Annotated in this window: 10 protein-coding genes; 2 read left to right on the top strand and 8 right to left on the bottom strand. The window is 59.4% G+C overall.

Going from position 1 to position 12,454, the window contains the following annotated elements; translation table 11 throughout:
- Positions 1 to 30: 30 nt before the first annotated feature.
- From CW742_RS01565 to CW742_RS01545, 5 genes are read right to left on the bottom strand one after another with little or no spacing between them, the layout of a single operon-like run.
- Positions 31 to 240, bottom strand: coding sequence for a protein translocase SEC61 complex subunit gamma (locus tag CW742_RS01565; protein ID WP_292415699.1), 210 nt, complete (start codon positions 238 to 240; stop codon positions 31 to 33).
- A gap of 6 nt (positions 241 to 246) precedes the next feature.
- A complete protein-coding gene (gene ftsZ / locus CW742_RS01560; protein WP_292415698.1) occupies positions 247 to 1,338 on the bottom strand; it encodes a cell division protein FtsZ in 1,092 nt (363 codons plus the stop codon).
- Entirely contained in the window at positions 1,335 to 2,666 is a 1,332-nt protein-coding gene (locus CW742_RS01555) for a D-aminoacyl-tRNA deacylase (protein WP_292415696.1), read from the bottom strand. Before CW742_RS01555 ends, ftsZ begins: the two co-directional genes overlap by 4 nt.
- 9 nt (positions 2,667 to 2,675) lie before the next feature.
- Complete coding sequence (locus tag CW742_RS01550) at positions 2,676 to 3,149, bottom strand: TIGR00725 family protein (RefSeq protein ID WP_394339451.1); 474 nt, start codon at positions 3,147 to 3,149, stop codon at positions 2,676 to 2,678.
- Between the two features lie 21 nt (positions 3,150 to 3,170).
- Positions 3,171 to 4,652: an aldehyde dehydrogenase family protein gene (locus CW742_RS01545; RefSeq protein WP_292415694.1), complete on the bottom strand. Its 1,482-nt coding sequence runs from the start codon at positions 4,650 to 4,652 to the stop codon at positions 3,171 to 3,173.
- A 179-nt stretch (positions 4,653 to 4,831) separates the two neighbouring features.
- On the opposite strand from CW742_RS01545, the gene ileS reads away from it, so the two are divergent.
- A complete protein-coding gene (gene ileS, locus CW742_RS01540; protein ID WP_292415692.1) occupies positions 4,832 to 8,017 on the top strand; it encodes an isoleucine--tRNA ligase in 3,186 nt (1,061 codons plus the stop codon).
- A gap of 450 nt (positions 8,018 to 8,467) precedes the next feature.
- On the opposite strand, the gene CW742_RS01535 is transcribed toward ileS, so the two are convergent.
- Entirely contained in the window at positions 8,468 to 9,193 is a 726-nt protein-coding gene (locus tag CW742_RS01535; RefSeq protein WP_292415691.1) for a tRNA(His) guanylyltransferase Thg1 family protein, read from the bottom strand.
- A 65-nt stretch (positions 9,194 to 9,258) separates the two neighbouring features.
- Positions 9,259 to 9,531 carry a PRC-barrel domain-containing protein gene (locus tag CW742_RS01530; protein ID WP_015284428.1) on the bottom strand — a complete coding sequence of 91 codons (273 nt, stop codon included), beginning with the start codon at positions 9,529 to 9,531 and terminating at the stop codon, positions 9,259 to 9,261.
- 51 nt (positions 9,532 to 9,582) lie between these two features.
- On the opposite strand from CW742_RS01530, the gene CW742_RS01525 reads away from it, so the two are divergent.
- A complete protein-coding gene (locus CW742_RS01525; protein ID WP_292415688.1) occupies positions 9,583 to 10,716 on the top strand; it encodes a CBS domain-containing protein in 1,134 nt (377 codons plus the stop codon).
- Between the two features lie 169 nt (positions 10,717 to 10,885).
- On the opposite strand, the gene CW742_RS01520 is transcribed toward CW742_RS01525, so the two are convergent.
- Positions 10,886 to 12,454: radical SAM protein (locus CW742_RS01520; protein ID WP_292415687.1), on the bottom strand; the 1,569-nt coding region annotated here is incomplete at its 5' end.

Here is a 12,454-nt window from a genome sequence, read left to right as displayed (position 1 = left end):
GGTCTGGGGCTGGGTCATAGACATCGGGGATCAGAATCCCAGCATCAGTTTGTGGTCGAAAAACACGAAGATGATGAACCCGATCATCCCGACAAGGAGGATACCGGCCGCCGCAACGGTGGCGATCTTGGTGAACTCTTCCCGGGTGGGAGTGCGCGCGAGTTTTAAGACCCTGAGGTACTTGCGGAACAATTCCTCATGGATGACGTCCGTTTTGATTTCTGGCTTGGAAATTTCCATATGTAATCACTTGAGAAAATCGATCTCAAACTGTTTCTGTACTTTGGGGGTAAGCTTCTCACTACGACCATATATTTGTGGCGACCGTACGCCAGTCACGACCAGGAGGGTCCGCATCTTGTCCTCCATGGCCGGGTCAATCTGCGCACCCCAGATGATCCGGGCGTTCGGGTCCACGCGGGCATAGACTTCCTGGACAACGCCCTCGGCCTCTTCCATGGTCATGTCCGGGCCGCCAACCACGTTCACGAGCGCGGCGGTTGCGCCGCTGATATCCACATCGAGCAGCGGGGAACGGATTGCCTTCTTTACCGAGTCTGCGGCCTTGTCCTCGGAGTCGCTCTCGCCCATCCCGATCATGGCAACGCCACCGCGCTCCATGACAGTGCGGACATCGGCAAAGTCGAGGTTGACGAGCCCGGGCATCGTGATCAGTTCAGTGATGCCCTTGACCGCACGCATCAGGACTTCATCTGCCACCTTGAATGCCGCATAGAGGGGGAGCTTTGGGACGACTTCGAGCAGCCGGTCATTGGGCACAACAATGACCGTGTCGGCAACGTCCCGGAGACGTTCAAGCCCGGCTTCTGCGTTCTCCATCCGGATCGAGCCCTCTGCGGCGAACGGCAGGGTGACGATCGCGATGGTTAAGGCCCCTTCTTCCCGGGCAGCCTTGGCGACAACCGGGGCAACACCCGTTCCGGTACCGCCGCCAAGCCCGACCGTGATGAAGACCATGTCGCAGCCGGAGACGAGGGCACGGATCTCCTGCTCGTTCTCGAGGGCTGCTTCCTCACCAATCTGTGGAATGGAGCCGGCGCCGAGGCCCCGGGTCCGCTGCCGGCCGACAAGGATACGCTGGTCGGCACGGGTGCGGATCAGGTGCTGGGCATCCGTGTTGATGGCGATGAGCTTGGCGCCGTGGATACCCTCCTCCGTCATGCGGGAGATCGTGTTCGACCCGCCGCCTCCGCAGCCGACCACCGCGATCTCGGTTTTGAGCTCCGCAAGAATCTGGTCAAGGTCTTCGTTATTCTGCATAGGGGACACTGTCTCGTCCCTTGCCTTGGTGAGTGCCTCTTCAACAATGGACCTCATGAAATCTTCTCCAACCCCGGGATGTGGACTCGGATCTCACTGACGGAGGACACCATGTCCGGTGTGATCGTCCTCCCACCAGCAACTACCGGCCGGCCCCCTGCCAGCTCTTTGTAGGAAGGCCCGGGCAGGATCCCCAGTTCGCGCGCTTTTTGCGGATCGAACCGGACCTTCGTGATGATCAGCCAATCGTTCTCCGTTGCAGTGATCTCTTCTCTACGTATGATTTTTACGCACAATGTATTTAAAGCATGTATGATTTCCGGGGAATTCCCCGCAAAGGTGATGAATTCGGGAAGCAGGCGGTTATCGTGCGTGGAAAGGTGAACAACGGGCAGATCGTCCAGATTTTTTAACAGGTCCGGCTCGTTTGTTTTGGCAGTTTCGGCCAGCAAAACCGGATTTGCCCGTACAAGGACCGGTTCGCCCGAACCGGAAAGTGCGTGAATGAAACACCGGGCACCAGGCGAGACTGCTCCCGCCATCTTCCGGATGGCACAATACGTGTCCCAGGACAGGTGACCAAGGGACGTGATCTCGCTCTCGGTGAGCCGGGGTACAGAGAGAGCGTCGAGCATCCCGGATACCCGGTTGAGATCCGTCTTGTCGAGTGCTTTCCGGTCGACATAGACTGCGACAGCCCCACTCTGCTCCAGCATCGAACGCACCATCGCCTCGTCCAGTGTCGCGATCTCGCGGGTATGGGCAATGTGGCCGAATGCTCCCCGCGAGGTAAGGGCTATCTCGGTCTGGCGGGCTGCGTAATGGGTGCCGCCAAACCCGATCAGGGGGACGGGGTTCTGTGGCACGGCAGAGAGGACGCTCTCCGCCACAGCCCGTCCCGCTTCCTTGTCGGTCCACTCTTTCTCCGTGCTCCCGATCTCGACAAAGAACGAGGGGTGGACGAGATCGGTCGGCCCGTGATGAGTTACCTCGAAGGAGACACGGTAGCCGGCGGGGCAGTGCCGGGCAAGGGCCCGGAGGGTTGCCTGCATCATGGCGGGGGCTGCAGGGGCGAGCGTCCGGGGACTGCCGCCCAGTTCCGCGTCCCGGTAGTTCCCCGTAACGTGGACGGTAAGGACCGGAACCGGGTTCACGCTGGAATGGCGGGAGAGAAAGATAACGAGGTCGCAATCGATCTTCGCATCAACTGCCGATGTATGGATCAGGCGCTCTTCCACATCGTAAAAATCGTATGCATGACCGTTCTCCGGTACGGCAGTGTCCCTGGCGTCCAGGAGCCGTTCGATGTGGTGCCGGATATTCAGCCCGGCCTTGTCCTGCCGGGAGTTGATGAGTGCGATCCTCATTGTTTCTTTCTTTGTCATTGCAGGCGATTAAGGGTGGCTCCGGCCGGCTGCCCTCACCTTTGCTGCTTCGAGCGCCCGCTTCACCGCCTCGTCCGGCGTCATGCACGACACAACTCCTTCGATCTCCCACGTGGAGAGACCAAAGACCGGGCAACCGGTCTTTAACGCGATTGCGATCTCGGAGAGCGTTCCGTAACTTCCACCGACTGCGATCAGCGCATCCCCCGATTGCGCTACGAGCACGTTCCGCCCGTGGCCAAGGCCGGTCCGGACAACTATACCCAGGTACGGATTCCCGTCACCGGTGCCAGAGATGATCCCGACCGTTGTCCCGCCCTGTTCCTGCGCACCCCGGCAGGCGGCCTCCATCACCCCGCCGAGCCCGCCGCAGATGAGCACGGCCCTGTTCTCCGCGATGAGCCGGCCGACTACACGGGCGGTTTCGTACTCCTCTGCATCAGCCTCTGCACCCCCGGCAACGGCAATCTGTATCTTCTGCACCTGCAGGCACTCCTGATGTTCCTATTCCTTCCCACCATCGCGGTTGACCACCATCAGCCGGAGTGCGCTCATCTCCTCGATAGCGAACCGCGGGCCTTCCCTTCCAAGGCCCGATCCCTTGGCCCCGCCATAGGGCATCTGGTCCGTGCGGAAGGTCGGGATGTCGTTCACGATCACACCCCCGACATCCATCTCTGCGTACGCCCGCATGGCCCGGTTGAGGTTCTGGGTGAAGATGCCGACCTGGAGCCCGTACTCCCCGGTATTGGCGATCCGGAGCGCCTCATCGAAATCGTCATAGGGCACGACAGAAATGACCGGTGCGAAGACTTCCTCACAGTTCACCCGCATTGCCGGTGTCGTCCCTTCAAGAACCGTCGGGGAAAACATCGTCCCTTCGAGCGTTCCCCCGACAAGTGCCCGGGCTCCCTGGCGGATTGCTTCCTGCACTTTCCGGTACGCCTCCTCGGCCTTCAGCTGGTCGATCATCGGGCCCACGTCCGTTGCCGGGTCACGGGGGTCGCCGACCTTCAGGGCCTTTGTGCCGGAGACCACCATCTCCACGAGCTCCTCGTACACCGGCCGGTGTACGAGCACCCGCTGGACCGAGATACAGACCTGGCCGGCGTTTGTGAACCCGCCGGTCACGATCCGCTGGGCGGCAAAGGGCAGGTTTGCGTCCTCGTGCACGATCGTTGCCGCATTGCCGCCAAGTTCCAGGCCAACCTTCTTCCTCCCCGCAATCTCCCGCAGGTGCCAGCCGACAGCGCAGGAGCCGGTGAACGAGAGGAAGGCAACACGGGGGTCCCGGGCGAGCGCCTCTGCACGTGCTCCCGTGCACGGCACAACACTGACCGCCTCGGGCGGTACTCCTGCATCAATGGCCATCTCCCCGAGAAGGAGACTCGAGACCGGTGTGGCGGATGCGGGCTTGAGGATGACTGAGTTTCCCGCGGCGATGGCAGGCGCAAGCTTGTGGCAGGCAAGGTTGAGCGGGAAGTTGAAGGGCACGATACCGGCAACAGGCCCGAGCGGGAAGCGCCGGAGGAACCCTGTTCTGCCCTCTGTATCCTTGCTCAGGTCAAGGGGGATGATCTCGCCATAGACCCGTTTTGCTTCTTCTGCCGATGTCCGGATCGTCACCTCAGCCCGGCCCAGTTCGGCGGTAGCAAACTTCCGGGTCTTGCCCCCTTCCATGACCATGACCTCGACAAGTTCTTTTGCCCTCGTATGGATCGCGTCTGCGAGGTTGTGCAGGATCTCCGCCCGGGCATGAACGGGGAGCCGGCGCGTCTTCTCAAACCCGGATACTGCCTTTGTCACTGCTGCCTTCAGGTCATTGCTCGTTGCCTGGCTGACCGTGCAGTACAGTTCGCCCGTGTACGGGAACCGTACGGGAATTGTCTCCTTTGTCTCCTTTTTCTCTCCTCCCAGGAGGAGCGGGTAGATCTCGGTCATCGGTGTGCTCCGTTTGTTCCTGATCCAGTATGGGCAGCAGGACATACATAGCACCATCGGCAAAACCGGCATGAGGCCGAGGCACCGGTGTCGTAGTGCGGCCTGCACCAGAGGACAGGAGGAATCAAACAGGAGAAAAACTACTTTGTGCAGTGGAGCAAACGTATCTATCGCATATTCCACCGGCTCAAAGCGGAGGCGGGGAATGCCACGAGGGGTTGTAAGTGAAGGAAGTCACCGCGAACTTCAGCGCAAAGGAGATCGAGCGTGAGGTGCAGGAATACTGGCGCACCCACGATACCTACCAGGCAGTTAAGCAGCAGCGGGCAGCATGCAAACCGTTCTTTTTCGTGGACGGTCCGCCCTACACCACGGGACACATCCATCTCGGGACCGCATGGAACAAGATCATCAAGGACTCGGTCCTGCGTTACCAGCGCATGAATGGCAGAAACGTCATCGACCGGGCGGGGTACGACATGCACGGACTCCCCATAGAGGTGAAGGTCGAGCAGGCACTGGGATTTGTCTCAAAAAAGGACATCGAGAAGTTCGGGATCCAGCCGTTCATCGAGAAGTGCCGGGAGTTCGCGGTAGAGAACAAGAAGCTGATGGACGACCAGTTTTTAGCCCTCGGTGTCTGGCTGGATTTCCCCGGTGCGTACCAGACCGTAAAACCCGAGTATATCGAGGCTGCCTGGTGGACCCTTGCCCGGGCACAGGAGCGGGGCATGCTGGAACGCGGCCATCGGGTGGTGAACTGGTGCCCCCGGTGCGAGACGGCGATCGCGGATGCCGAGGTGGAGTACTGGGACGAGAGCGACCCCTCGATCTTCGTCAAGTTCCCCCTCACCGGAAAAACGGGAGAGTTTCTCCTCATATGGACCACAACCCCCTGGACCCTCCCGGCCAACGTGGCAGTCGCGGTCTCAAAGGAGTTCGAGTACGCAAAGGTGCTTGCAAAGAAGGACGGGAAGGAGGAGTTCCTCTGGATCGCTGAACCCCTTGTCAAGGCCGTGCTGAAGAAGGGACGGTACAAGGACTTCGCGGTTGTCGAGAAGAAGAAGGGCTCAGAACTCGTTGGGTGGACCTACGAGTCGCCGCTGAAGGAAAATGTCCCCCTCCAGAAAGAGATCCAGCACCGGGTCGTTGCAGCGGACTTTGTTGCCCTCGAGAATACCGGCATGGTGCATATCGCCCCCGGCCATGGCTGGGACGACTTCGTGCTCGGGACAAAAGAAGGCCTCCAGATTGTCTGCCCGGTCGACGGTGCAGGCAGGTTCACAGACAATGCCGGGGAGTTTGCCGGCCAGTTTGTCCGGGACGCAAACGAAAACGTCCTTACCGCACTGGGCGACCACCTCCTCGCGCAGGAGAAGGTCACCCACCGGTACGGCCACTGCTGGCGGTGCAAGACCCCAATCATCTTCCGGGCAACTTCGCAGTGGTTCCTGAAGGCATCCGAGATGAGGGACCTGATGCTCTCAGAGGTGGAGAAGGTGACCTGGTACCCCGAGTGGGCAGGATCCGCACGGTTCTACGACTGGATCAAGGAGGCCCGCGACTGGTGCATCTCCCGCCAGCGCTACTGGGGTATCCCGATCCCGGTCTGGGTCTGCGGCAAATGCGACAAGTATCATGTCGTCGGCACCATCGCGGAACTCGAAAAACTGAGCGGTAAGCCGCTGCCCGACCCCCACCGCCCGTACGTGGACGAGGTTACGTTCCCCTGCTCCTGCGGCGGCACCATGAAGCGGGTCGGCGACATCTTCGATGTCTGGTTCGACTCGGCAGTAGCCTCCTGGGCAACGCTCGGGTTCCCGAAGGAGACAAAAGACTTCGAGGCACTCTGGCCTGCCGATTTCATCACCGAAGGGCAAGACCAGACCCGGGGCTGGTTCTACTCGCAGCTCGGGGCAAGCACCATCGCGTTTGGCAAGGCCCCGTACAAGAGCGTCTGCATGCATGGTTTCGCCCTCGACGCAGAAGGCAAGAAGATGTCAAAGAGCCTCGGGAACGTGGTGAACCCCGGCGATGTCATCGAGAAGGTCGGCGTCGACGTCCTCCGGCTCTACGTCCTCTCCTCCTCTGCACCCTGGGACGACCTGAAATTCAACTGGGAAGGCGTCGGCACCATCAACCGTGCGGTCAACATCCTCTGGAACGTGTACCGCTTCCCGCTGCCGTACATGATCCTCGACAAATTCGAGCCCGCCACGAACAACGGGACCTGGGACGACTCCTTTATCCGGGCCCACATCCGCCAGATGCCGGATGAGGACCGGTTCATCATCTCGCGGATCAACACGGTCGCCTCGCTGGTCGACAGCGCCACAAAAGAGTGCCAGCTCCACCGGGCAACCCGCGAGATTGTCAACTTCATCTTAGAAGACCTCTCCCGCTGGTACGTCCAGCTGGTCCGGCCCCGTATGTGGCTTGAGGGCGAATCGGAGCAGAAGATCTTTGCGTACGAGACGATGTATTACGTCATGCGCCGCCTCATGGGGCTCCTTGCCCCCTTCTGCCCGCACCTCACCGAGCAGGTTTACGGGAACCTCCGGTGCAGGAACGACAGGGTGAGCGTCCACATGCTCGACTGGGATGCGGGAGAATCCGTGCTGGTTGACCGGGAGCTGGAGCAGGCGGTCGAGCTCGTCAGATCGTTCGATGAGGCTCAGGCCAATGCCCGGCAGACCGGAAAACGGAAGCTCCGCTGGCCGGTTGCCGAAGTCGTGATCGTGACCAGTGCCCAACCGGTGAAGGACGCAATCGAGCGCCTCAATACGGTCTGCATGGACCGGGCCAATGCCCGCAAGGTCTCCGTTGTCATGGGACGATGGGACCGGATTGGCTGGCATGCCGAGCCGGTGATGAAGGCACTCGGCAAAGGCTTTGGCAAGGACTCGTTCAGGATCAAGGGACTCATCGAAGCCGCAGATGGAAACGCGATCAAGGCGGCGGTCGATGCAGGACAGAAATTCTCCCTGATGGATGGCGCTGCCAGATTCGAGATCGGGGCAGAGCACGTCACCTTCACCGAGAAGCTTCCCGCGGACATCTTCTCGGCACCGATGACCGACGCCACCGTCTACGTGGACGTGGCACTGACACCGGACCTCGAGGCAGAGGGTTATGCCCGCGAAGTGATCCGGCGGATCCAGGAGATGCGAAAACAGCTCGACCTTGCGGTGGAGGACACCATCTCTGCCGAGGTTTCGGTCAACGACAAGCGCATCCTTGCCCTGCTCCACACCGACCAGATGATTGCCCTGGTCGGGGACGAGGTGCGGGCAAAGGCATTCGGGTTCTGCAAAGACGGAACAACGCCGGATGTATCACGCTTTGCATCCGTGAAGGAATGGGATGTGGAAGGCGTTTCCATGACGATTGGTATTGCAAAGACGGGATAACAATCCCGGCTTTTTTGCCTTCCTTTTCTTTTCCCCGTTGATTGGTTTGATAATTCCCTCTTGTCCGTTGATAAAAGGAGTAAGGTCATCCCCCGTAACCGGCGATTGCCGGGTTACGCGGGCAGATTCTGTAAGATTGCCTGGAGGACTGCAATCACAATCTTAAGGAACACGGCCCAGTCGAACAGATTTTCACCTCCTCATGTTGTGGATAGGTGATAGTGTACTGTAGTTATACTTATAGTTTTTTAATTAAAAATACGAACATATTGAAGTCAGAATTAGTATTTGTGGCATAATTTCGGGGATTATCGCAACAATCTATATGAACCTAATGCCATGCAAAGGCACGAGAAAACCACAGAAAAAACCGATATCCGGAAATCCTCAAAACCCTTTGGGCTGATACAGACCGAGTTGTGGAAAACAGGATGGGGATCAGGTATCGGGTTATTGTACAATCGTTTCCAGAAATGCCTGCCCTTCGGGGCTCGTGAAGAGGGGGAGATCGGACTCCGCGACCACGGCGCTGCGCTCTGTGATTACCGTCTCCTTTGTGATCGGGTTGAACCCCTCCTTCTCCGTGAGTTTTTTGTACACGAGCGTTCCCCTGCGCTGCCATACCGGCGTGGTGGCAAGGTTGAAACCCCGCTCATGCATCATCTCGTGGAGGTCTTTTGCCTGGAGACCCATAAGCCGCTCCTGGGCCGTGCGTGGGTTCATTCCCTCCTCGATTAAGGCCTGCTGGCAGTAAGCATTGATGTGGTTTCTCCATGCCTCGGCCTGCCTGTTCGCCAGGTACTCCTTTGCGTACTCCGGTGTTGCCGGGATGACACGGGCATCGAACGCAACGAGCGTGGTACCTCCCAGCGCAAGCGTGAACGAGCTGGCTGCATAGGATGCTGCAACCGAATCGAGCTTCTCCACCCGACCGGAGAACGGGAGCTTTGTGAAGTACAGGCTGATCTCGTCAGAGAAGGTGTATGCGAGATCAGGGTTGAGGCCGCTGTCGGCCACCAGCGCGGTGCAGGCTGTCACCATTGCCTTGTGGAAGAACTCATCAAACGGCCGCTCAAGGCCCAGCACATCAGAAAGGTGGTGAAATGCCCGACCGTCAAGCCGCACAAAAACCGGAGGGATGGCGGTGATCGTTGAAAAGATTTCCCGGTTTTCCATAGGAGTACCACGCGGGAGCAGAAAATATGGGGGGATCTCCCGCTGTCCTCGAATAAAGGATGAGATTATTCCATGTCGCCGCTGCCGCTTCCACCGGCAAAGGCTCCGGGCAGGTGGCGGATCAGGACGATATCATCGATTGCGCTGATGATCCGGTACGGGATCTTGAGGCCCTTGTAATTCTTGAGCTCGAAGAGCTGATCGTTGACTTTGCCGACGACGAGCGCCTCCATCTTCTTGGAATCCACGTCGAGAACAACATCCTCGACTTCGCCAATGAACATGCCCTTGTCCGTGTAAATCTGAAGCCCGAACAACTCGGTAATCTGGGTTTCCATCGTTATCAGATGAAAGTATATACTTAAGAGTTAAAAAGATAACCCTTTATTATGGACGGATCTTTCCGGATCGGGCGAATTTTCGGGATTCCGATCCTGATCCACTATACGTTCCTGCTTGTCATCCCCCTCTTTGCCTGGATCATCGGGAGCCAGATCCCCTTTACCATCAACATGCTCGGGGAGATCTACCGGGTCGAAATCGACACCTCACTTGCAACTTCGGGATACATGCCGTACGTACTCGGTGCGATCGTGGCTCTTGGCCTCTTCTTTGGTGTCCTCGTCCACGAGCTTGCCCATTCCCTTGTTGCACGGGCCAAGGGGATCGCGATCAACAGCATCACGCTGATGATCTTCGGGGGGGTCGCGACCATGGAGGAGGGGATACCCGACCCGAAGGCCGAGCTCCCGATGGCCCTTGTCGGGCCGATCGCAAGCCTCATCTTCGGGATCCTCTGCTCATTGCTCATCTATGCAGTCCCGTCCGTTACCACGGACCCGGGTATGGCTGGCGTCCTCGTCTTTACCCTCGGATATCTTGGGGTGCTCAACATCATCCTCTGCGTCTTCAACCTCATCCCGGCATTCCCCATGGACGGTGGCAGGGTGCTCAGGGCATGGCTTGCCCAGCGAATGCCCCTCCACCGGGCAACCCAGATAGCGGCCGATATCGGCAAGGGGTTTGCCATCCTCTTTGGCATCATCGGCCTCTTTGCGTTCTCCCCATTCCTGATCCTGATCGCCCTTTTCATCTACATCGGGGCGAACATGGAGTCAAGTGCCGTGAAATATAGCCACCTCCTCCAGGACGTGACGGTCGGTTCCATGATGTCGAGCCCGGTCACTACGGTTGGCCCTACGGCACCGGTCAGCGAGGTCATCACGATGATGTACGCAAGCAAGCACCTCGGCTTCCCGGTCATCGAGCGCGATACGCTGGTCGGCATGATCACGCTGGCGGACATCAACAAGACCTCACCTATCGACAGGGAAGCGATGCAGGTCCGTGATGTCATGACAAGGGAGGTCATCACGCTCCCGCCAGAAGCCCCGGTCATTGACGCCCTCCGGATCATGTCGGCAAAGGACATCGGGCGAATCCCTGTTGTCGCGGACGGGAAGATCCTCGGCATCGTTACCCGCACGGACATCCTGAAAGTCACCGAGCTCCGGCAGGTCTGAATCTCAGACAATCCCTCTTTTTCGTTTTCCCTGATTGTGTATTTCGGACCGGAGGTGCGGTTGCGGGATTCCGGAGGCCCGGCACAAGTACACCGCCCGACCCCTGCCGGCAGTTCGCAGAACGGCCGGAAGAGTAATAGCGAACCTTCCAAAGAGAGCAAGAGCACGATCAGAATTTCAGCAGGCTGTCTACCGGAGAGTTCCCTGCAATCCTCTGGAATGCTGCAAGGTCCTTAAACGGCCGCTTTGCAATAACGGCCGCAACCTTCTTCTTTCCCACGCCCGGCAGCCACTTGAGGGCAGACGCAGGAAGCTCATTGATCCTGACCGGGACGGGAAGGGCTGTCACCGACCGCATCCCCCAGTCAACGACAACAGCATCCGTCACGGTCTGTTCCGCAAGGATGAGGGGGATGCCGACAAGGATCGGGTACGACCCCGGCTGGCGGCCAAAGGAAAGGGGGGCCGAGACCTCGATCCTGACATCACGGAGCACAGTGCCGATTGGAAACACCCGCTGGAGCATCGGCAGGTCAATCCGGTTCCGGACATACTCCTTGAACTGCCGGAACCGCCGTTCGTGCTTCCCGAGCATGTTCTCCGTGTAAGCCTTCGTGCCCTCAAACGGCATCACCTGCCGGATGTTCACCCGCCGCACCGAGAGGCCGGCCTTCAGGACACGGTTGAGGAACAGCTCATTGAGATCGTAGGTCTTTTCCGTCTCCCCGGCAAGCCCGCAGACGAAGTTGAGGCCCGGGAGAAGTTCGGGCACATTATCCCGGCGTTTCCCGCCCTCTTCATTCACGATCCCGATGGCCCGGAAGACCTCATCCGGCAGCGCCTTCAGGTTGTTTGCCCGGACAACCGCAGGATCGGCTGTCTCCATCCCGAACGCGGCAACATCACCCGGGGTGTGGTGCCGGATGATTGCACGAAGGGCCTCCCGGGCCGCGTCCTCGTGCCGGGCAATGGTCTGCGGGTTGGTGTTGTCGATATGCAGCGTCCGGAGGTCCGGGGCGGCTGTACGGATCGCGGAGAAGAGGGCTTCGATCTTCTCTGGTTCCGGTGCGGGATACTCTCCCGGTCCGGCCCCGTACGCGAGGATATCCGGCTGCCTCCCAACACGGAAGTGCCGGGCGCCGTGGGCATGGAGTGCGGCAACCTCCCCGGCAACGGCTGTAATGGTCCGGTATCTCGGCATACCGTAGAACGGTTCCGTGCAGAATGAACAGCCCCCCGTTGCCCCATGCGAACATCCACGGGCAGTCTCCAGCTCGCACATCACGTACGGGAAGTCGGGGTGTTGTGCGACGATGCTGCTCCCCGTTATGCTCCACGGGTCGGTGCGGGAATAATCCAGTACTCCCTCAGGCTCGTTTCCGTCCAGGTAATTGTCCAGCGCAACCGCCGGTTCACCGGAAAGAAGGGCATCAAACCCGCTGATCACCTGCCGGACCGCCTTCTGCCCGCCCTCCCCGGCATACCCAAAGCCGATGGGGCCGCCGATCAGTTTCTTAGGTCCCCTCACCATGTGCCCAACCTGCTGGATCTCGGTGCGCGGTGCCGGCGTTCCCCCGAGGTATTTCCCCGGTACCGTGACCCCCGCGATCATGACCAGCAGTTCAGCCTTGTTCAGATCGCCGGCTCGCAGCGGATCTTTTCTGAGCTGGTCGATCGTAATGTAGCGGGGAGAATATTGGCGGGATGCGAGCGCTCCTGCGACGGTACGGATATAGGG

The sequence above is a fragment of the Methanoregula sp. genome, assembly GCF_002835825.1.
Classification (GTDB): Archaea; Halobacteriota; Methanomicrobia; order Methanomicrobiales; family Methanospirillaceae; genus Methanoregula.
Note: the sequence above shows the minus strand (reverse complement) of the source record. Positions and strands in the feature narration are given on the sequence as shown.

What these genes read in the sequence shown, in the direction of transcription:
- CW742_RS01565 (WP_292415699.1), bottom strand. Translation starts at nt 240, where the DNA reads ATGGAAATTTCCAAGCCAGAAATCAAAACGGACGTCATCCATGAGGAA.
- ftsZ (WP_292415698.1), bottom strand. Translation starts at nt 1,338, where the DNA reads ATGAGGTCCATTGTTGAAGAGGCACTCACCAAGGCAAGGGACGAGACA.
- CW742_RS01555 (WP_292415696.1), bottom strand. Translation starts at nt 2,666, where the DNA reads ATGACAAAGAAAGAAACAATGAGGATCGCACTCATCAACTCCCGGCAG.
- CW742_RS01545 (WP_292415694.1), bottom strand. Translation starts at nt 4,652, where the DNA reads ATGTCCTGCTGCCCATACTGGATCAGGAACAAACGGAGCACACCGATG.
- CW742_RS01535 (WP_292415691.1), bottom strand. Translation starts at nt 9,193, where the DNA reads ATGGAAAACCGGGAAATCTTTTCAACGATCACCGCCATCCCTCCGGTT.
- CW742_RS01530 (WP_015284428.1), bottom strand. Translation starts at nt 9,531, where the DNA reads ATGGAAACCCAGATTACCGAGTTGTTCGGGCTTCAGATTTACACGGAC.
- CW742_RS01525 (WP_292415688.1), top strand. Translation starts at nt 9,583, where the DNA reads ATGGACGGATCTTTCCGGATCGGGCGAATTTTCGGGATTCCGATCCTG.